Source organism: Thalassotalea sp. PLHSN55, assembly GCF_052030545.1.
GTDB lineage: Bacteria > Pseudomonadota > Gammaproteobacteria > Enterobacterales > Alteromonadaceae > CANMXU01.
Window position 1 is genome coordinate 1 of sequence record NZ_JBPDIH010000001.1, and the last position, 20,279, is coordinate 20,279.

A 20,279-nucleotide genomic window follows, 5' to 3' on the forward strand; every position below is an offset into this window, starting at 1 on the left:
AGGACAAATAACAGTTGGTTTTTGCTCCTTCGTCGCTAATTTTAACCAACTATTATTGGCCTCTTAGTGAGGCGTTATATGCAAAATGAACAATGCAGCAGATTTCATAATTCTGTTAATTTTAAAGGAGTAAATTATGGGCCTTTTTTCCTCTATTTCTGAAGGTATTTTCGCTGCTAAAGTTGTTAAAAATATTGCTAAGCATTTAAATGTACATACATCTCAATTACCTGATTGGGTATTAACTGGAGCAAAAGATTGTGCTCCAGTACATAAAAGCAACGGGTATACTCCTGAGCAGGCAGCTTTATCAATACTAGAAACTCAAGGACAGTACATTGTTGAAGAAATGGCAAATAAATAGAAAGGAAGCTCCAGTATGGAAAATAAAGATTGTAGTGTTTGTAAAGGTTCACGAGTAGGTAAGGCTAACCCTCAAAACTTGAAAGATATTGAGTCTAATGGTGGAATTGAGTATCAACCAATCGAGTGTCAACACTGTAAAGGTACTGGCAAGGAACCTGAAAATACAGGCGGAGACTAACGTTATTGGTTTGGTGTAAATTTGCATATAACAAGTCATTTCAGCAGGACAAATAACTGTTGGCTTTTGCTCCTGCGTCGCTAATTTTAACCAACTATTTTCAGCCTCTTATTGGGGCGTTAAATTTCAAAAACGAACTGTTAATGGAGAACAGAATGAATAATCATAATGGAAAGTGTGCTTTTTGTATGACAATTGTTCCAAAAGAAGCAAGCACATGTACGGGGTGTGGAGCAATGTGGGGAGTTCAAATGAAAAGTGGTCACACGATCCATATTTCTAAATACAAATCACAAATGAAAGGGCAATTGCTTGCACCTGTAATTTACCTAATTATTATTGCAGCCATATATTTCTTTGCTCTTCCCAACGCTGATCACGATCTCTGGAAATGGGTATCTTTGGGTGGTATCGCATTTCTTGGATTTTGCACACTAATATCAATCCCAATAGCGCTTAAATCTTTATTTGGTTTTCTGTTTACAAAAGAAGCTTGGTGGAAATCGACAATATAAATTTAACAAGCACGTGCACAGGACAAAATTTCCGTCACGCCTTTTGTGCGCTGCTTCGCCACTTTAGCACAAAAAGCGCGACTCCAATTTTGCTTGTGACGTGGGCGTTAGGTGAATCGGCAGTTTTGGGATATAGGGAGAGTACTTTTGAGGTATGCAATTATTGAGGGAGTTAAAACCGAAGCTTCACCAAAATTAAAAGGTATATGTTCTAACTGTGGCGCAGAATTAGTTGCGAAATGTGGCAGAGTTAAAGTTTGGCATTGGGCGCATAAGAATAAAGTTGAGTGTGATCCTTGGTGGGAAAATGAGACCGAATGGCACCGAAACTGGAAGGATTTCTTCCCTGTTGAATGGCAAGAAGTAAGTCATATAGACCATAAAACAGGCGAAAAACATATCGCAGATGTTAAAAACCCATATGGATTAGTCATTGAAATTCAACATTCCCCTATTAAATTTGAAGAGAGATTATCTCGGGAAGAGTTTTATGGAGATATGATCTGGATAGTTGATGGTAAGCGAGGGCCGTTAGATGAAAGTTATTTCAACATGGGGCGAAGTGGTCCAATTCAAAAAGACCCATTAGCTTATCAAGTTAATTGGTATGGTCGCAGTCGACTTCTTCATAACTGGGGAGAGTCGAAAGTTAAAGTTTACATAGATTTTGGGCATGACCACCTGTGGCGACTAGTATTCTTTGATCCGGTAAAAAAAGTTGGTGCTGTTGGCCCTATATCAAAAGCTGTATTTATAGAGGATTGTTTAAAAGGCAATACTATCAGCGTTTCCAAGAAAGTTGATTAAGATACAAATTCACATAACAAGTCATTGAAAAGGACAAAAATCAGTTGGCTGTTTTCATTCCTCAGCATTTTAGCCAACAAGTTATTAGCCCATTAACAAGGGCGTTATGTGTCGGTCATCTATTGACTCTTAATGTGTTCGTAAACTAGTTAATTACTTGGTATTGTTCTTTACAATTCAGGTGATTTGAAACTAAGGAGTGATATTAGCAATGAAAAACATTACTACTTTGATTATGGCGTTATGTTTTTTTTCGTTTATTTTGTCTGGTTGTGCGAGTGTTGTTTCAAAGCATTATTTGGTTGGCAGTGGTGATGTTACTTTGATATCTAAGGTGTATCCGCCTTCGGATTATTACAGTAATAGCCCGTACAGTCGAAATCCATTGGAGCAGGCGTTACGAAATGGTGATCGAAAAACTGTAAAGCATCTTATGGATAACCATCATCCATTTCCTAACGCCTTTTCAGGGGATCCTGTCTATGCAAGTCACGGCTCTACTCAAGCAGAGCTCGCGTGTAGTTACGGCAACTTTGATTTAGCGTATGAGATACAGAGCGATTACAACATTACTTTAGATCCTACCAAGTGTTTGCATAAACTCAGCATCCACCTGCTCGACTCCAACACTAGTCAGTCAAGATTCAACCAAAGGAGTTTTCTTGACGTGACTATGAACGATGCCGAGACATTTATCGTTCAGTATCAAAGATTTCAAAAACATGCCTTTAACGGCGGCGGGGTGGTCGATTTTAAAGAATCAGCCGGTGTTCATATGAGTGCTGATTTGTACGTGAACGGTTTTTCCCAGCCTTTATTAAAGTCGGAAAACAAACGGCAGTATATTGAATCTGGGATTCAACGACTATTGGATGATGGCGCCGACGTAAATGCATGGGTTAATCAGGATTCGGTAATTGACCGCACCTCTATAAATCAATTCCATACTTTTGCTACTAATGTTACTCCTGCTTGGCGCGCTCGTATTCTACAGGCAGGCTACAACTTCAATAACACGCGCGAGTGTTCACAGTATCTCAAGTGCTCCTTGATGTCGCAGCTGGCCATGATGCCTATTTTTCATGCGCAGTTTTCTGTTTCTTATCTTTTTAATCATTCGCAAGAGCAAATGGATGAAATTATTGAGGATTACATTCGCTATGGACTCAATGTTAATGGCGGACACTCGCGCCGGGTCATTGTGGGTGTCCGAAGTGCTGAAAATATAAACAGAATTAATTTCAAGAGAGAAGATCATTATTTAAATTATCTACAGATGGCTGCCTACTACAATAATGAGCTCCTCTTTAATTCACTCATCAAGTTTGGTGCCGATCCCACATTAAAAAGTTCGGCGGGTTTAACGGTTTTTGATTATGCCGATCTGCGCCGAAGGATGATCGATAACGCCCATCAGCTGGCTTACATTAACGAGCAAAAAAATAGCGAGTTCATAGGGAAGTTGATCGCATTAGGACTGGGAGGGGCTGCGATTGCCAGCTTGGATATTCCGGTTGAAACTGCATCTCAAGCCTTGAGCGCACTAACGACCGATGTGATTACTGATGGTGAAGCTGGCACGACCAATAGGTTTTATCAGAAAGCAAGTGAAGGAAATATAAAACCTAACAATCATTTAGAAAGTGCCAATCAGTCCCGTAGCCAGGATAGAAGCCAAAAGCCTGTCGATTGTATTCATGAATATAACCGCGCCGAAATGCACTTAAGAAACACAGGCCACTTTAACTTTGGTAACTGCGATGTTCGTGACGCGGGTTCGCAGTGCTCTTCAAAAATTGCTATAAAGAGAAGAGGCGCTATAAATAACGAGCTAAGAAGTCGTGGATTTCCTCAATGCCAACAAGCGGTAAAGCAACCAACTGCGTCACCGCGCCAGAAACTTTCAGATAAAAGCCAGATTGAAATGTAAGAGGACTTTATCTTTCGCAATTCAAGGCTAAACCGGAAAGTAATTGCAGCACGTGCATTGAACCGACACAAATATCGGTTGATGGGCTATTGAAAAATGGGGTCGGTGACATAAAAGAAGCAAGAAAGTAACAGGGATCAGTTATTTTTATATATGTCACCGACCCCTTTTCATACTCAAAGCACTGCAGCTAGCCATTAATAAACGCAGGCTTAAACAACCCGTGTTGTTTCACATTGACCGTGGTGCGGAATATAGAGCACACACCGTGCAACAATTTCTCGTAAAGCATAATATTATCGCAAGTATGAACCGTCCAGGTTGTTGCACCGATAATGCAGAAGTCGAGTCTTTCTTTCATTCACTTAAAGCGGATTTAATTAGAGGCAATACGTTTGATACGATGAAAAAATTACAAACAAAATTAAAAGGTTACCTAAACTACTTTTACAATAGACAACGATTACATTCGAGTTTAGGATATAAAACACCTGCTGAGTACGAATTAGCAGTAAATTGAAATGGAGCGTGTCCATTTTATCGGGGGAAGATCATAATAACAGTTGGCTTTCGCTTCGCGATTTTAGCCAATCTTTTTTAGCCTATTAATATAAGCGTTAGCCGTATAGTTGTAACCTTGAGGTAATGTGATACTATTGTGATACATTATTTAAATGTTTATATAAGGTTTATTATGAGAGTTGAACTTGTAACAACACTTAAACGGCAAGCTACTAAAATTTTAGCTGATCTACATACATCAAAAGAACCTGTATTAATAACTGAACATGGTCAACCATCTGCTTACTTAGTTGATGTGGAAGATTATGAATTTATGCAACAGCGAATGGCAATCCTTGAAGGTGTTGCACGCGGTGAGCAAGCAATTAAAAATGGTGAAACGTTCTCAAATCAAGAAGCAAAAGAGAAAATGAGTAAATGGCTGAAGTAATATGGACATCACCAGCCCTAGATAATTTAAACGAGATCGCTGAATACATTGCTTTAAGTAACCTTTCTGCTGCAAAGAAGTTAACTCAAAAAATATTTGATAAAATATCTAGGTTAGAAAATCATCCGGAGTCAGGTAAAAGGCCACAGGAATTGGTGAACTTAAATTACCGTGAAGTAAATGTTAATCCTTGTCGTATTTTTTATAAAGTGGATAGTGACAAAGTTTATATTTTACATGTTATGCGTCAAGAACGAGATCTACGTAGGTTTCTTTTACAGAGTTAAATACGACTAACAAGTCATTGCAAAGGACAATGAAGTTCCCCCGCTTTAGTGGGCTTTGTTCTTTCGAAAGACAATCGGTGACGGTGACAAAACCGAAAGAAAGGTAAGTGTGGTTGGTAATTTTTCTAAATGTCACCGGCGCCTTTCCTCCGCCCCCTTTTTCTCTCTCTTTTCCCGCTTTTCCTCTGGTTAATATCAGCAAAATTTTAGTGCTTTGCTTGATATTTAACCTTGTTGCACCAAGGTCATAGTGACAAAACCTTAAAGCTTGGTACTCGTTGTTATTATGTTGTCTTACTTTTTACCTATTGCAGTGGCATTGCTTCTTATCGGTTATTCGGTTGCCAAACCGTATTGGCGTGAGTATCAGCGTAATAAAATTCGCCAGCAGCCTTTTAAAAAAGCTTGGCGCAAAATACTTCAACAACGTATGCCTTATTTTCGGCAAATGCCAGCTGATTTGCAGCTACAGCTTAAAGGGCATATTCAGGTGTTTTTAGCGGAAAAAAACTTTGTTGGTTGTAACGGCGTTAATATTACCGATGAAATTAGGATCACGGTTGCCGCACAAGCGTGTTTATTACTGCTTAATCGTAAAACCAATTTTTACCCGAAATTACGCACCATTTTAGTGTACCCGCGCGCCTTTGTTAAAGAGCAACAAACCGTGCAAGCCAATGGCGTATTGCATACTCATACCTCGATATTAGCTGGCGAGTCTTGGGATTTTGGCAAGGTGGTTTTATCGTGGCAAGATACCATCGACGGCGCAGAAATTCCGGATGATGGGCGCAACGTGGTGATCCATGAATTTGCTCATCAATTAGATCAAGAAAATGGCAAAGCTAATGGCGCGCCCATTTTAGCGAAAGGGCAAAGTTATCAGCAGTGGTCGGAAGCTTTTTCGAGCCAGTTTGAATTGCTAAAAAGGCAACAACAAAACCACATTTCATCAATATTTGACTATTACGGCGCGACTAATCCGGCCGAATTTTTTGCCGTTGCCAGCGAAGTGTTTTTTGAAAAAGCGGAAATATTTCACTACCTTCATCCGGCGCTTTACCAGCAACTAAAGCAATATTATCAAGTCGACCCTGTGCATTGGTAACCTAAATATATTTGCTTTGCCACGTGTGTTAAAAAAAAATGCTGGAAAGCGTTTAAAGGCAACAAAATTACAACACTGCCTGATTATCAGGTAAAATTGGCGTTGATTTGAATAAACCAAGAGAGCCTTGGCAGTAGATGGCAATAAATGCAAAACAGCTAAATAATGAGTATAACGAGCAAGGGTATTTTGTTATTCGAAATTATTTTAGCGACGAGGAAATTAGCTCGCTTCGAGCGGTTATCTTAAAATTTCACCAACGCTGGCAGCAAGAAAACCACACGTTTTATCAACAAGAAGCGTTTAACTCATCGTTAATCACCGGTAGTCAGCACTTGGGGTTTAACGACCGTGTGAAGCTGTTTAACTTTATCAGCTCAACTAAGGTGATGAAGATTGTGGATGCTGTGATCACCGCTATTCCGGCTTTTATGAATACGCAGCTCTTTTTTAATCCGGTAAATCCTGAGCTAAAAGATTTTTGGCATAGAGACTGCCAGTACGATTACGAGGTTGACGATCAAATAAAAGTGATACAGGAAACACAAGTGGTGCACCTTCGCATTCCTTTATTTGATGAATACGGCATGGAGCTAGTGCCGGGAACCCATAAACGTTGGGATAACGAAGAAGAGTTTGATGTTAGGCAAGAGCAAAATGGTAAGCTGAGCAGCGATCCGCTTTCTACCGGTAAAAAAATACCGTTAGCTGCTGGCGACTTATTGGTTTTTTCAGCAGATATGATCCACCGCGGATTATATGGTTTAGACCGGCTTGCCCTCGATATGCTGGTGTTTGATTCTACCGGCGATTATGTTGACTACGTTGATGACGACTGTTTGCCTGACGAGCAAATGCTCAAAGAAATTACTGACCCTAGGTTATTTAAAAACACCATGGCATTAAAAGCCATGGCGTAATTGTGCTGTGTATTGAAGCTGCGTTTGTATTTAAGCTGAGTGTGTATTTGAGGCTAGAGCGTGTTGATCTTTGTGGTATGAATTTTGTCCAATTAAAACGCTTTCTGATCGCGGCACTAACTTGAAGGCATAGTGGCTCTCGGCTTTGGTTCCAAACGTCGCCCTACCTCCTCAATCCCTTGAGTCGTACGTCTAAAGTTAGTAACAAAGAGCAGGAAGCGTTTAAATGGATCCTTCGGACAGCGTTTGTTTGCCATTTCTACTGCGTTGCCCCACATGGATGTGGGGTAAGGTGACTTTGCAGGAGCATAAAGTCTTTATCACTCATTTATGTAGAATAATTACACGACAATCGCTCTACCTTGTATAAATGGCAAACAATTCGCTGCAAAAACATACATCAAAGGTCAACACGCTCTAGTTTTCAGCAAGCGCCATTTCAGCCATTTTCATGGTGCTTTCAAAAGATTTTGCCCCAGCGATAAATAAACCGTTATGGCAAAAAGTAGCGTCACTAAGTTGAGTTACCGCTTGAAGCTCAGCGTCTGATAAGCCTGCCCATGCTTTAGGCAGCGGTTTTCTATCTTCAAAAGAGCCTAACTCAACCGGTACGGTTTGAATGCGCCATTGGCCGGTTTCTGACGGGTACACCACAAACAAGGCTTGTTGCGATAAACTATGCACAGTGCGTTTCCACGGGGTATATTTTTCTAACACGATCACTCTTGGGTCTTGCGCATTTTCGATAGCTTTAGCAACAATCTCTTTTGCGCTAATCCCGCCCGTTGCGGTGGCAATAAATCGCGATAATACTCGCTCTGCAAAACTAACCGCTTCATCAAAACAGCGATCAAAATCTCCGTCTTCTTGCCATGTTGGGTTAAACAAGGAAATAGTATGACTTAAGCTAATGCCTTGCGCGACCCCTTCAACATGACCACAGTCGATGGCATCGATTACAGATACTAAGCCAGCATCAACTGAGTCGGCGACTTCTTGGCTATTATTACATATTGCTAAACCGTACTTTTGCCAAATCAAACCAAAAGAAGAGTAGGGAATGCCGTTTTCACGTTTGCCTGCGCCGCCACGTTGGTGGTGATCGAAGCGGCCGGTATCTGGGTTATATTCGCCGCCAACATCAATAATAATATCGGCTTGCTCGATAAGAGCAACATCACGGGTACGCATAAGTTTGAAGCTTGGAAAAATGTGTTTAAGCGCGGCGATGCTAAATACATCGTCTGCATGAAAGTTACCGTTATGTGTTGCTATGGTTACGTTGGTCATTTAGTTGATACTTATCTTTTAAGGAGGGCTTGTAGCAAAGCGATTCATTCTCGTTCGCTTGGCATTATATTCACTGAGCGGGGAAGTTTAGCAGAGTTTGGCCTTATCCCCTATAAATTGCTGGTAATGAGCGAGTTAAACTTGTCAGCAAAAATACAGTGTAAGCGAGTTTTATATCGATAAAAATAGCGAGAAATTAATCGCTTATTGCTAATTGTAAGATAGTGTAGAACATCTGTAAGCATTACCTACATTATCTGCACATTTTCTAAATAGTTTGGTTTTTACTTCGTCACTACACTTGCCCTTGCTAATTTAAATAAACAACGGGAAGTAAAACATGAAAAATTTAGTGATAACTCTACTGGTCATTACCATCAGTGCTTGTTCGTCAATCGCTGCTCAACCCGAAGCGAATGTGATCCGCTTAACTCATACCGAACCGAGTGAAGAGTGTCAGTTCTTGGGGGACATAACCGGCAGCCAAGGTGATTTTTTTACCGGCGCTTTTACCTCGAACGCCAATTTAGAAACTGGTGCGCGCAACGATCTAAAAAACAAGGCGCTGCAACTAGGCGGTGATACTATTTATTTACTGACCGAACGCGCTGGGCAAACAGGGCATTATAGTGGTGAATTTGGTGGTGGCAGTCAGCAAACTAATGTCACTTTGTCGGGCAATGTTTATAAGTGCCAGCAATAATCTTGCTTAAACTGCCAAGCTAACACAGCCAAGCTAACACAGCCAACCGAAGCCATTAATGTTTTCGGTTGGCAGCTATGAGTTGGCGGGTTAGCGCTGCTATCTCTTTATTTAACTTGCAATAGCGATCTTTAATTTTTAAGTACTTGTTGATAAAGCTCGACCACAAATTCAATAAACGCTTTTACCTTAGGAATTTTGGCTCTATTTTTTGGATAAAGGGCAAATACATCGACCGCGGGCAATCCCCATTCGGGCAGTATCTTTACTAATTTCCCGTCTGCTATTTCTTGAGTGCACATATATTCAGGCAATATGGCAATGCCTAAGTCATCAATCAATGCCTGTTTTAATAGACTAAAATCATCAACCAATAAACGCGGCTTGGCGGTGATGGTATGCGTTTGTCCTACTGTTGAAACTAAGTTTAATGTCGCGTCATTATTGCTTGGGTTCATAATTAATATTTGGTGCATGGCTAATTGTTGTATTTGCTCAGGTTTGCCATGCTTGGCAAGATAGGCTGGGCTTGCATAAAAACTACGAGAAATATTGCCCAATTTTTTAGCGATCAGTGACGAGTCGTTAAGCTGGCCGATTCGGATCACCACATCAAAACCTTCTTCAATAAAATCAACCCGGCGATTCACTAAATTAAGCTGCACATTAAGCTCAGGGTATTGGTGTAAGAATTTGGCCAGTGCAGGTTTTAATATTTGTTGGCCAGTAGAGACCGAAGCGCCTATTTTTAATGGCCCTTTATAGCTGTGCAATAATTCTGAAACTGCTGCGCTCGCTAAGTCTAATTCTTCATGAACACGTTTACAGTGGCTTAAATAACGTTTACCCGCTTCGGTTAAATGCTGTGAGCGGGTAGAGCGCTCTAATAACGTGACATTTAAGTATTGCTCTAAGCGAGAGACTTTTCTACTGACATTGGCTTTGGGAATATTTAGCCTATCAGCTGCTAGGGTAAAGCTGCCCGTTTCTACCACGGCTAAAAATACCATCATGTCATTAAGATCGTGTGCCATGGTACCCTCTACTTATTGTTGTTAAAAATGAAATTATCATATCAACTAATCTGTATTTATCAAACAGTGGCTAAGTTTTAATATGGTGTCATTCAAACAAGAAACACCTTATTTACCGGAGTATCACATGCAAATCTTAACAAAAAGTTCATTACCCTTAGGCGGCTTTGCCGGATTAACCGAACATCGATTAGTTACCGACCGCCGCGTATTTGGCAGCCACAAACAAGCCAATACCTTCGATGGTCTTGGTAACTTTGTTTACCTTGCCGATGCCCAGTTTAACCCTCATGGTGAAACCCGTATGCATCCGCATAAAGAAATAGATGTTATTTCAATTATGATTGCCGGGCAGGTGGTGCATGAAGGCTCGCTTGAACATGGCCAAAGTTTAATGGCTGGCCAAGCGCAAGTTCAACGCGCTGGCGGCGAAGGTTTTTCACATAATGAAGTCAACCCAGACAATAGCAAAAACCGTATGCTGCAAATTTGGGTATTACCTGATGAAGCAGGCCAACGTGCCGGCTATAAGCATTATCACTTAAAAGAGGAAGGGCTAACCCGTATTTATGGCGGCAGTAAAAACCAAACTGAAACCTTTGACAGTAAAACAATGATTGATGTGGTGCGCTTAACGGCAGGAAAAAGTATTGAGTTTTCCGATGAAACTTTAGCTTACGTGAGCAAAGGTAGCGCTGAATTTAGCGATGACAACAGTACGTTCAAAGCACAAGACGGCGATTTAATTCGCAGTAATAAAACAGTAATTACTGCAATCACCGACACCGAAATTGTGGTGGTAAGTCAATAACGGCTTAATGTTTATACAGAATATAAATTGCTAAGGAGAAAATCATGACACTAGGGGCTGTTGATTTTTCGAGGTTAAATTTTGTTCAAAATAAACGCTTTTTGTTCAAGGCGTGAACAACACAGCATGGTTGTTCCATGTAAGTTGTGAACAACGATGAAGAAATAGCGTTTAGTTGAACCCCAAGGGCAGTGTTTCTAGGCATTTAACCATCATTATTGCGCTTTCATGTGGAATAACCACATAGCAATTGCAATGCTTTGTCTAAATACCTAGAAACTGCTGCAAAAATAAACACGAAAGATCAACAGCCCCTAGCTAATAAACATATTATCGCGCTGATTAATTACCTGGCTTTAGTGCCGTTAGTGTATTTTATTCCGCAGTGGGTAAACCCGTTTTTACCCGATAATAAGTTTTTGAAAGTATGTGTTGATGTAGTGATTATTGTGCCGATAATCGCTTATGTTGTGATGCCAATATCATTGAAAAAACTAAGCTCGCCCTAGCTGTGTTCAGGTAAAGACAAAAGTTGGCTTTTTCTCCTGTACTGCTTATTTTAGCGATAATTATAAGGCCTTTTTTTGACTGTTAGATAACTAGAAATGGTTGAACTTTAAAGTCCAAGTTTAACAAAATAGGTATTTACGAAAGTTAATTGAACCACACTTTCATTAAGTTAATAAGGAAGCGGTAGGCCTCTGTGTAATATGCAGTAATACTAAGATGTATATATGTTTCTATAATTATTACGCCCTTTGTTGTTCATTACCTAAGGCTTTGGGCAACCTCGTATAACAGATATTATAGGAAGATAGAAATAAGTTTAGCGCTCAGTCAATTCAGAGAGGCTGTTTAAGAAAATACAAGCGCGTATTTAAGTTTCAAAGATAAAGATAATCGAGCATGTAATTTGAATTATACAGACGCTGATTATCGTGTTTAGAAGCCGACAGTTATAAATCTATCTGGCCCTTGCGGTATATTTTCTCTTATTTCTAAAGTTGATGCAGACGTTACTGGATTTGATGTACATGCGTCAGTAAACATCGATTTTGACTCTGTTACTGGGAAACTGATAGGTGTATTTTTAACTGGTTTATCTGTTCGTTTTTTGAGTTGTGTTCATTGCCAATACGTGTGTTCTCAAAAGAGCATGTTGCTGAGGCTAAAAAGAATGACAGTATATTGATAAGTTGGTTTTTGTTGGTGCTTTCATTTCATCAGTTTATATGTGCCCACAGAGTACTGGCGTTAGATACACCTAAACTTTTCGCGATAAATTTTTATAAGGAAATAATGCAAATGAATTACCAAATAAGTGAGTTACCAACACCTATATCTATAGAAGTTGCACGCAACTGTTCTTGTTTAATTAACGTAGCTAGCCAAATGGCAAAAGACTGGATTAGTCAAAAAGACAACTTCCGTTGGGTACCTCGAGACACGTGTGCCTATACCAAAGAGTTGATTGCTAAATTTGACTTTGATGGAGTTGAGTTGCTGTGGAGTGAATTTAATAAAAACAAAGAACCCTTTGGTTTTATTGTCCCACTTAAAAATAGTAATACGGCTTACTTAGTCTTTAGAGGGTCTCAGACAGTAGCCGATTTCTTCGCAGATGCTCAAGTTGGTCAGGTTGAATATGTTAATGGTGGAAAAGTAAGTAAAGGCTTTTATCGTGTATTTAATGGCTTAGAAAAACTACAAAGTGCTTTGAAAGCTATTAAGGTTGATAATTTAGTGATTTGTGGACATAGCCTAGGATCTACATTAGCTACGTTATCAGTTCCTGTTGCAATTGAAAGCGGGTTCTCGCCAGATTTAATTACGGTCTTCCCTCAAGCAAGCCCTAAAGTCGGGGATCAAGACTTTGCTAATTATATTAATGCGCTTGGCGTGAAGTTGTTTAGACTAGTAAATACAGAAGACTCTGTTCCAAATGCACCACGAGATATAAAAGACACAAGGTATGTTCACGTCGGGGATGAAGTATCCTTCACTGCTAAGTATAACAATGAGTCATTAAATCATAATCCTTGTTGCTCATATGCATATGCTTTATTACATCCTGAAAGTCCGGTAAACCCAGAAAATAATGGTGATAACTGTATTTTTCCTAATGCTGAGTAGTCTGTACTGGCTATATTAATTTGGGTATCATACCAAGCGTTAAGGCTGGTAAATATTAGCTAGCTTCTGTTGATGCCTCACATACATTAGCTATTTTTTGCCGCTTAATGTGGGGGAACCGTTAGGAGAGGAGTATCGAATTACATGGATCGTATTATTTTCATCTCTATCGCTTTAATTAGTATTGTTATTGTATTAGTGATTGGTGACTATTTGTACATGGGGATTTGGTATTACCTTGCCATCCCCGTTGTCGCTTATTTACTGTCTTTACCTTTTAAGCCTCAAAATTTTTTCTTAACGGGTATTAGTCTCGCAATATTGTTAAGTTACATTCCTTATTTTTATTTCAATATTACAGCTATAAGGCCGGAAGGCTTGCTTGGCTTAGGGCACTTATTTTCATTGTTTGGTTTGGCTTTAGGAATTATATTCGCTGGCTTTTACCTAAAAAATAAATCTTTAAAACCTTTACCTACCCTAATAATGAGTTTTGGTATTTCTTTATCAGGCTTTCTGTTTAATCAATTAGTTGTGTGTAATACGGTATTTTATTGTGGCAAGTTACTATCAAGCGGCTAATAAGTTGCGTAGCAAGGCTAAAAACATAGCTTTTGTTCGTGTCTAACAATTTTAGCCTGTTTTATTTTCTGCATGGAAACCGGAGGCGGTGACAAAAAGCAGTAAGAAAGTGGGTGGCATTAGCAATTTTTCTATCTGTCATCGACCACTTTGATCTTTGCTGTCGATCATAAGTTTACTTTCTACTTAATTAATCTGCGACTGACTCAACAGTCATGGAAAGTGTGTTATCAACATACCTTGCCTTAAAACGAAAGCCTAGGCGATACAAACAAGTCATTAATTTATCAATGCTAAACTTTTCAATGTGTCCACTTTTTAAGTCACTAACGCGAGGTTGTGTTAAGCCCATTTGTTCTGCTGCAACTTTTTGTGACCATCCGTTTGTATCAATAATATCACGGATAACACCCATTAGATCTGCGCGAGTTTGAAGCTCTGAGGCTTTAGCTTTATCTTCAGTTATAGCGTCGAAGATATTTGTATATTCAAGAGTCATATTAAACAACCTTATTGATTAACGTATAAAAATAATATATCGCTATCGATATATATACAAGTAACGATATACATAATGTATTTATTTTTGAATTAATTTGGAAATCTGGGAACGGTGACAAAAAGCAGTAAGAAAGTGGGCGGCATTAGCAATTTTCTATCTGCCATCGACCACTTTGCAGTTTCGTTAGACACTTTCAGTTTATCTATATAGCAGTTTAAAAAATCAAAAAACAGTTGGTTTTTGTTCTTTCCTCGCTTATTTTAATCTACTGTTATTTTCCTCATAGAGGGGGGGGTATTTATTTCTGGAGTTCACTATGACAAGAATCATATTGCAAGGGTTTATAATCGTACCAGCTTCAGATCTTGCAAGTGTTAAAAGTGAGTTGATAGCGCATAAAAGTCTTACTTTACAAGAGCCAGGTTGCTTAACTTTTGTTGTTACACCAGACAAGATTAATCCTCATAAGTTTAATGTTTACGAAGAGTTTGAAAATCAAACCGCTTTTGAAAGTCATCAAGCTAGAGTTAAGTCATCTAGATGGGGCGAAATTACTAAAAACGTAGAAAGGCATTATCGAATAAACAAAGGTGAATAAACGTATAATAAGAAATTAAAGTAAAACAAAAAACAGTTGGTTTTTGTTTATGTTTCCCATATTTTAGCTAGTATAATCACTGCCTCGTATAGAGGCGTTAAATGCCTTTCAGGAACAAGTGAAAATTAGATTATGAGACCTCAATTAAGAGCCAAAATCATTGAAGTGTGTGAGAGGAAAATAGCGGCTAAAGGTGACAATGTAGGATTATCGTTTTACGCTTTTTTTAAGAATAAAAATGATGACCCAGCGTTGCTTATGGAAGCCGCCACATGGTGGATCCAAACCCATAAATTAGATCATTTTGTTAAGGCTTATAAAATTAAAGAAATGGTTCAAAATAATTTATAAGCGGCAATTATCGTAAAGGATCAATAGCCGTTGCTTTTGCTCAAGCGTCGACTTTTTAAGTCATTATTTTTGCCTCTTGATGAGGCGTTAGCAATTCAGGGAAATTCAGGACCAAACGGGGTCGGTGACAAACAGAGGGAAAAGGTAAACGGGATTAGCAATTTTTGACCCTATAACAAAATCTATGTCACCGACCCCGTCTTTTATAGAGACTAATACAGTAGAGCAAAACGCATAACAACATTTTCAATCTCGAAAACAACAGTTGGCTTTTGCTTCTTAGTGGCTTATTTTAACTAGCTATTATTTACCTCTTAGTGAGGTATTACATTGCAACGGAGATAGCATGGCACTGAAAGTCGATCACGTTACTATTTTGGTTAAATCACTAACCGAGAGTATGCCGTATTACATAAAACTATTAGAACTTATTGGTTTTACTAAATTACGTGATTTTGTTTGGACCGATAATGAAGGTTTTTTTCTTCAGTTTAATCAGGCTAAAGAAGGCTCTAGAGAATATCAGCGATACGGTGCAGGAATGAATCACATTGGTTTTTCTGCGCCTTCGCCGGAGTTCGTAACTAATTTACAAACAAGTATGAAGGAAAGTGGTTTTGATGTTCCTGATATTCAGGACTTTGACGGTGTTAAAGCACTGTTTATGAAAGACCCTGATGGCATTCGTTTTGAAATTACTTATTACCCACCCGGTGTCGCTGTTGTTGATTAGCGGCTAGGGACCAAACGGGGTCGGTGACAAACAGAGGGAAAAGGTAACGGGATTAGCAATTTTTGACCCTATAACAAAATCTATGTCACCGACCCCTTATACTTTTCTTGCCCCACAAGCTTAACCTACTTTTATTTGTTATTTAACGTGGCGTTAGCTTTTGTTACATCTTAAAGTCTTTAATGGTGATTATTTCATGTTAGTTTGTTGTTTTTAATGTATGAGGTTACTAATGAGTAATTTACAAAAAGCAGGTGGTGTTACAGCGCTTCTTGAAGCAACTATTTACATATCGGCTTTTGTGTTTTTTGGTGCTTTCTGGAATTTTCCTAGCGATGCCGAGTCAGTACAAAAATTTGCTTTTCTAGCTGAAAATCAGGCTGTTTTATCTATTGTAAATTTCATTATGTATGTGCTCTTTGGCATCTTTTTAGCCGTATTGGTTTTGGCTGTTCATGAGCGCTTGAAGGCAAAAAGCCCATCGCTTTCTCAAATTGCCTCACTGTTTGGTGTTGTTTGGGTAGGCTTAGTTATTGCTAGCGGAATGATAGCCAATATTGGTTTATCTACTGTTTTAGAAATTTCCACGAAAGACCCCGAACAAGCGATGACCGTTTGGCAGGCTATATACTCGGTAGTAGAAGGTTTAGGTGGCGGAAACGAAGTGGTTGGCGGGCTATGGGTGTTATTGTTAAGTGTCGCTGCTTTAAAAGGCGATGAGTTTTCTAAAAGACTTAACTACTTCGGAGTTTTTGTTGGTATTGCAGGCATTGTTACCGTTTATCCTGCGGATGTGCTTACAGAAATTTTTGGAGTAAGCCAAATAATATGGTTTGCTTGGTTAGGAGTTGTTATGCTTAAAAGCAGTAAAAGCTAATAAATTAAAGGCAAATATTTTTAGTATCGTCGTTTGGTGTATTTCAATAATTAAGGAAAATAAAATGAAAAAATTAGGAATGATAATCTTATCTTTAGCGGCGTTTACAGCGTCAGCTGCTGAAAATTTAGAGTTAGATCTTAACCTTTATCTAAATAACGAACTTGTGAAATCTCAAGTTATTCAAGCTGAAACCGGAAAAATGCATTCAGTTACTGCAGATAAAGTTATTAAACTTGATATAACGCCTACGTTGAAAGACAACATTGTAACTTTGACCTCAGTAATGCATAAGTTTGAAAATGGCATTTTTAGCAAGTTTCAAGAACCCATGTTAATGGTTAAACTTAACGAGCCAGCTAGCATCGAAATGGGCACTGAAAATGTTCAAATTTATAAAATTGAAGTTACCGCAAAAAAATATAACAAACCAATTAAATAAGGCAAAGCTGCTCATGTTTGGCTTGATTTCGCTTAGCTACAAGTTATAGCCAAACATGACTATCCCTTAACAGGGTTATAACGATGAGTGAACCCTAATTTATGCGTATTATCATAAGCTTATTAATTGTACTTCTTTTAAATGGTTGTGCGACCACAGGCAAGAGTAATAGCCTTGCTCAGGTTGTAAAGGACTATTATGAGGTCTATTCAAAACGAGAAGATTTCAACAAATTTATGGCATATTACGCTGATAATGCCAAATTCCAAGATATTATTTATGGCAACAGCTACAATAACAAAGCTGAAATAAGAAGCTTTTTAGACTGGGGGAAAGGCGACTTTAAAGTACTTAATGGCACAAGAACCTTAACCGTTACAAGGCATGTTTTTGGAAAAAATACCGTGATAACAGAAGGTTTTTTTCATGCTTTTAGCTACGATGGACAAAAGCTTGGGCCATGGCTTTTTATTATTACTCAAAAGTTTGATTCAAAGAATAAGATTATCGAACAAACAGATTGGATTAATTATACACCCAGAAATAATTTCTTAGGGGGTAAAAACATGAATGACGCGCTGTTGAAAAAGTAGTCATAACAAATTATTTACCTAGAGTTTATCGCTCTTAGTTAGGTTTTGCTGCACGAGGTTATTTAATGAATCTCTTTTTAGCCAACATGTTTTTAGTTGCTTAGCGAAGTATTAGGTCTTTTAACAATCATAAGGATTTGAATTCATGTCTGAACTACACACTAATAAACCATGGAATATCGAGCTTAAGAGCTTTTGCATGTTAATGCATTTAAGCCAGTTATCAGGAATATTAATCCCAGGCTTAGGCTTCTTTCTACCAATTATTATGTGGGCGACAACTAAAGATAAAGCTGTTGAGATAGATGCTCATGGTAAAGTTATTTTAAACTGGATGTTAAGTTTTATGATTTACTTTCTAATTATATTATCGATTTTTGGTGTTTTTGGTGTGCTTGCGCTACTGGCATATAATTTTATTTTTATTATTATTGGCGCAATTCAAGCAAATAAAGGGGCAACGTGGCGGTATCCGCTGAGCATTCCTTTTTTAAGATCTTAGACACCAAATTACCCTGTCAAATAGTCACTGCCAACATTTTGCTCAATTAAACCTCATATTTAAAATCAAAAGCCTCTAACGACAGAGGCTTTTCAGTTTACTTATTGGCATGCTATAGCAAAACTTTTGATTTTACCCTCGTGGTGTTTCCGCACTTTGTCTGTGAATGCGTTATACGGAGCAGGCGACATAGGCTAAGGCTTCGTTAATTTAGAGCTTAATTGCCATAAATTGAGCTTACGATGACACCTTTTTTAGCACGCAGACAGTTCAAATACTTATCGAAACGATAGCAGTAGCTAGGTAAAGATAGGTAAATATTGCCATTAATAATCGACAGTTATAGTTATGTCTGATAAATATTATAAAATGTAATTAAGTGTTTCTGTGTCGATTATCTGACCTGAAAGACATTAATTTTTTGTAGTGGTTTTGAATAAAAGTCTATAGTCAAAGAGCAGCTTCTGCGTGGCTATTGGGGGAGTCAGAATGAAAATAACCGTTTATAAATATCTAGTGACCATATGTTTATCCATTATCAGCGTTGTCTGTGTTGGGTCGGAAAGTCGCTCAGAACGTCCGAATGTTTTAGTGATCATATCTGATGACCTAATGAAACAAATAGAACTATACGGTGATAGCGCTATTAAAACACCTGCGTTAAGTGAGTTAGCTAACGAGTCTATGCTGTTTGACCGAGCGTATGCTCAATACCCACTATGCGGACCTTCACGTGCCTCTTTATTTATAAGCAAGTACCCAAGCAATAGCGGTATTACTTGGAATCAGGGCGGTAAGAGCGAATCGGTACAGAAACGAGCAAAGAAAATGGGTGTAGAAACCATGCCTGCTTACTTTCGTAAAAACGGTTATGTAACCATAGGCGGCGGCAAGTTATACCATGATACCGTTATTGCGGGCTCTGATGGCGCAAAGCACGACTTTAGCGTTGTGCTCGATGGTAAAGGTAAAGACGGTAAAAAAGTCGCCACGCCAGGCAGCAAAAAGAAACAAACTAACATAGTAGAAGCTAGCGAATACAGTGATTATCAGCACAAAGATGGTGCTCTAGTTAAAAACGCTAAAAAGTGGTTGAACCAATACGCAGATAAAAAAGCCCAACAGCCATTTTTTATGGCACTAGGTTTGAAAAAGCCACACTCTCCATTTTCTGCACCAAAACGTTTTTTTGATATGTACGATCGAGACGCGATGCAGTTAACTGATATTAAGCCGCCTAACGACATTATTACGCATTATTCTTTAAGCAAACCAACCGCATTATTAAAAGTACATGCAGACACCAACCAATACACCTCATATACGTTGCCAGAGAGTAAAAAGAAAGAAATTATGCATGGTTACAGCGCCTGTGTTTCGTACATAGACTTTCTGGTCGGTGACTTAATTAAAACCTTAAAACAGCAAGGGCTATATGATAATACCATTATTCTTTTTACCTCAGATCATGGCTATAAACTGGGGGAATATGATCGCTGGGCTAAATATACGCTAATGGAAAAAGACAGTGTTGTGCCGCTTTTAGTTCGAGTGCCAAGTTTAAAAGAAACCCATGGAACGCGCACTAATGCAATTGTTGGTTTAATCGATTTATACCCGACATTGGCGGAGCTTAGTTCGCTGCCTACCCCTAAGAAAATTGACGGCGTTAGTTTTGTGCCAACGTTAAAAGACCGTAAGGTTTCAACGCGCGATTATATTCATACTATTGTGACTAGAAGTAATATTGAAATGGCCGATGGTAAAAAAGCGCCTAAAGCAACAGGGTCAAGTGTTATCACCAAAGAAGGTTATCGTTATACGCAGTGGTGGCAGGGTGAAGCTGATGATATGCCAGCTGCCGATGAAGTGGTGGGTGCAGAGCTTTACGATCATTACAAAAATAACAATACGGTGATTTCAGAGAAAAATATTGCTAACGAGCAACAGCAGTTAACGGAACAAATACGAAAAGCAACGATGAAGCTTTAAGTCTCATAACAATAGTCTTAAACGCTGCTGTAATGAAGGCAGCGTTTAACTTTTCTAAGCCACTTTTTTCGAA

General features: G+C 38.8%; 25 protein-coding genes and 1 pseudogene. 23 read left to right on the forward strand and 3 right to left on the reverse strand.

Annotation, left to right across the window (positions count from 1 at the left end; genetic code table 11):
* The first annotated feature begins 136 nt into the window (after positions 1 to 136).
* The 10 genes and pseudogenes from ACRRSQ_RS00005 to ACRRSQ_RS00050 all read left to right on the forward strand — a co-directional run bounded on the left by ACRRSQ_RS00005 (position 137) and on the right by ACRRSQ_RS00050 (position 7,063).
* Complete coding sequence (locus tag ACRRSQ_RS00005) at positions 137 to 364, forward strand: hypothetical protein (protein WP_440873635.1); 228 nt, start codon at positions 137 to 139, stop codon at positions 362 to 364.
* 15 nt (positions 365 to 379) lie between these two features.
* Positions 380 to 544, forward strand: coding sequence for a hypothetical protein (locus ACRRSQ_RS00010; protein ID WP_440873636.1), 165 nt, complete (start codon positions 380 to 382; stop codon positions 542 to 544).
* Positions 545 to 699: 155 nt separating this feature from the next.
* Complete coding sequence (locus tag ACRRSQ_RS00015) at positions 700 to 1,059, forward strand: hypothetical protein (protein ID WP_440873637.1); 360 nt, start codon at positions 700 to 702, stop codon at positions 1,057 to 1,059.
* 147 nt (positions 1,060 to 1,206) lie between these two features.
* Complete coding sequence (locus ACRRSQ_RS00020) at positions 1,207 to 1,866, forward strand: competence protein CoiA (RefSeq protein ID WP_440873638.1); 660 nt, start codon at positions 1,207 to 1,209, stop codon at positions 1,864 to 1,866.
* Between the two features lie 211 nt (positions 1,867 to 2,077).
* Positions 2,078 to 3,796: a hypothetical protein gene (locus tag ACRRSQ_RS00025; protein ID WP_440873639.1), complete on the forward strand. Its 1,719-nt coding sequence runs from the start codon at positions 2,078 to 2,080 to the stop codon at positions 3,794 to 3,796.
* 175 nt (positions 3,797 to 3,971) lie between these two features.
* A pseudogene (locus ACRRSQ_RS00030) lies at positions 3,972 to 4,316 on the forward strand (IS3 family transposase); the annotation flags it as partial.
* Between the two features lie 174 nt (positions 4,317 to 4,490).
* Positions 4,491 to 4,748: a type II toxin-antitoxin system Phd/YefM family antitoxin gene (locus ACRRSQ_RS00035; RefSeq protein ID WP_440873640.1), complete on the forward strand. Its 258-nt coding sequence runs from the start codon at positions 4,491 to 4,493 to the stop codon at positions 4,746 to 4,748.
* Positions 4,736 to 5,035: a type II toxin-antitoxin system RelE/ParE family toxin gene (locus tag ACRRSQ_RS00040; protein WP_440873641.1), complete on the forward strand. Its 300-nt coding sequence runs from the start codon at positions 4,736 to 4,738 to the stop codon at positions 5,033 to 5,035. The genes ACRRSQ_RS00035 and ACRRSQ_RS00040 overlap by 13 nt, the downstream gene beginning before the upstream one ends.
* A 286-nt stretch (positions 5,036 to 5,321) precedes the next feature.
* On the forward strand, positions 5,322 to 6,143 hold the full coding sequence (locus ACRRSQ_RS00045) for a zinc-dependent peptidase (protein ID WP_440873642.1): 822 nt from the start codon (positions 5,322 to 5,324) through the stop codon (positions 6,141 to 6,143).
* Between the two features lie 137 nt (positions 6,144 to 6,280).
* A complete protein-coding gene (locus ACRRSQ_RS00050) occupies positions 6,281 to 7,063 on the forward strand; it encodes a phytanoyl-CoA dioxygenase family protein (RefSeq protein ID WP_440873643.1) in 783 nt (260 codons plus the stop codon).
* Positions 7,064 to 7,480: 417 nt separating this feature from the next.
* Here ACRRSQ_RS00050 and ACRRSQ_RS00055 read toward each other — a convergent pair whose 3' ends face one another.
* Positions 7,481 to 8,353, reverse strand: a complete 873-nt coding sequence (locus ACRRSQ_RS00055; protein ID WP_440873644.1) for an MYG1 family protein — start codon at positions 8,351 to 8,353, stop codon at positions 7,481 to 7,483.
* A gap of 340 nt (positions 8,354 to 8,693) precedes the next feature.
* Here ACRRSQ_RS00055 and ACRRSQ_RS00060 point away from each other — a divergent pair, with 340 nt between their 5' ends.
* Positions 8,694 to 9,056, forward strand: coding sequence for a DUF4156 domain-containing protein (locus tag ACRRSQ_RS00060; protein ID WP_440873645.1), 363 nt, complete (start codon positions 8,694 to 8,696; stop codon positions 9,054 to 9,056).
* Positions 9,057 to 9,187: 131 nt separating this feature from the next.
* On the opposite strand, the gene ACRRSQ_RS00065 is transcribed toward ACRRSQ_RS00060, so the two are convergent.
* Positions 9,188 to 10,090 (reverse strand): LysR family transcriptional regulator, encoded by a 903-nt coding sequence (locus ACRRSQ_RS00065; RefSeq protein WP_440873646.1) that lies wholly within the window; start codon positions 10,088 to 10,090, stop codon positions 9,188 to 9,190.
* A 127-nt stretch (positions 10,091 to 10,217) separates the two neighbouring features.
* Here ACRRSQ_RS00065 and ACRRSQ_RS00070 point away from each other — a divergent pair, with 127 nt between their 5' ends.
* From ACRRSQ_RS00070 to ACRRSQ_RS00085, 4 genes are all read left to right on the forward strand, one after another.
* Positions 10,218 to 10,901, forward strand: a complete 684-nt coding sequence (locus ACRRSQ_RS00070; RefSeq protein ID WP_440873647.1) for a pirin family protein — start codon at positions 10,218 to 10,220, stop codon at positions 10,899 to 10,901.
* A gap of 260 nt (positions 10,902 to 11,161) precedes the next feature.
* The gene (locus ACRRSQ_RS00075; RefSeq protein WP_440873648.1) at positions 11,162 to 11,410 is read left to right on the forward strand and encodes a hypothetical protein; all 249 of its coding nucleotides are present in this window, start codon (positions 11,162 to 11,164) and stop codon (positions 11,408 to 11,410) included.
* Positions 11,411 to 12,029: 619 nt separating this feature from the next.
* Entirely contained in the window at positions 12,030 to 13,034 is a 1,005-nt protein-coding gene (locus ACRRSQ_RS00080) for a lipase family protein (RefSeq protein WP_440873649.1), read from the forward strand.
* 144 nt (positions 13,035 to 13,178) lie between these two features.
* Positions 13,179 to 13,616, forward strand: coding sequence for a hypothetical protein (locus tag ACRRSQ_RS00085; RefSeq protein ID WP_440873650.1), 438 nt, complete (start codon positions 13,179 to 13,181; stop codon positions 13,614 to 13,616).
* A 190-nt stretch (positions 13,617 to 13,806) separates the two neighbouring features.
* Here the strand turns inward: ACRRSQ_RS00085 and ACRRSQ_RS00090 are convergent, their stop codons facing one another.
* A complete protein-coding gene (locus ACRRSQ_RS00090; protein ID WP_440873651.1) occupies positions 13,807 to 14,115 on the reverse strand; it encodes a helix-turn-helix domain-containing protein in 309 nt (102 codons plus the stop codon).
* A 319-nt stretch (positions 14,116 to 14,434) separates the two neighbouring features.
* Here ACRRSQ_RS00090 and ACRRSQ_RS00095 point away from each other — a divergent pair, with 319 nt between their 5' ends.
* From ACRRSQ_RS00095 to ACRRSQ_RS00130, 8 genes are all read left to right on the forward strand, one after another.
* Entirely contained in the window at positions 14,435 to 14,716 is a 282-nt protein-coding gene (locus ACRRSQ_RS00095; protein ID WP_440873652.1) for a putative quinol monooxygenase, read from the forward strand.
* 132 nt (positions 14,717 to 14,848) lie between these two features.
* The gene (locus ACRRSQ_RS00100; protein ID WP_440873653.1) at positions 14,849 to 15,067 is read left to right on the forward strand and encodes a DUF6500 family protein; all 219 of its coding nucleotides are present in this window, start codon (positions 14,849 to 14,851) and stop codon (positions 15,065 to 15,067) included.
* 346 nt (positions 15,068 to 15,413) lie between these two features.
* The gene (locus ACRRSQ_RS00105; protein ID WP_440873654.1) at positions 15,414 to 15,800 is read left to right on the forward strand and encodes a VOC family protein; all 387 of its coding nucleotides are present in this window, start codon (positions 15,414 to 15,416) and stop codon (positions 15,798 to 15,800) included.
* 232 nt (positions 15,801 to 16,032) lie between these two features.
* On the forward strand, positions 16,033 to 16,677 hold the full coding sequence (locus ACRRSQ_RS00110) for a hypothetical protein (RefSeq protein WP_440873655.1): 645 nt from the start codon (positions 16,033 to 16,035) through the stop codon (positions 16,675 to 16,677).
* A 64-nt stretch (positions 16,678 to 16,741) separates the two neighbouring features.
* Positions 16,742 to 17,119, forward strand: a complete 378-nt coding sequence (locus ACRRSQ_RS00115; protein ID WP_440873656.1) for a hypothetical protein — start codon at positions 16,742 to 16,744, stop codon at positions 17,117 to 17,119.
* Between the two features lie 101 nt (positions 17,120 to 17,220).
* The gene (locus tag ACRRSQ_RS00120; protein WP_440873657.1) at positions 17,221 to 17,712 is read left to right on the forward strand and encodes a nuclear transport factor 2 family protein; all 492 of its coding nucleotides are present in this window, start codon (positions 17,221 to 17,223) and stop codon (positions 17,710 to 17,712) included.
* A 145-nt stretch (positions 17,713 to 17,857) separates the two neighbouring features.
* Complete coding sequence (locus ACRRSQ_RS00125) at positions 17,858 to 18,214, forward strand: DUF4870 domain-containing protein (RefSeq protein WP_440873658.1); 357 nt, start codon at positions 17,858 to 17,860, stop codon at positions 18,212 to 18,214.
* Positions 18,215 to 18,703: 489 nt separating this feature from the next.
* Positions 18,704 to 20,206, forward strand: a complete 1,503-nt coding sequence (locus ACRRSQ_RS00130) for a sulfatase (protein ID WP_440873659.1) — start codon at positions 18,704 to 18,706, stop codon at positions 20,204 to 20,206.
* The last annotated feature ends 73 nt before the right edge of the window (positions 20,207 to 20,279 follow it).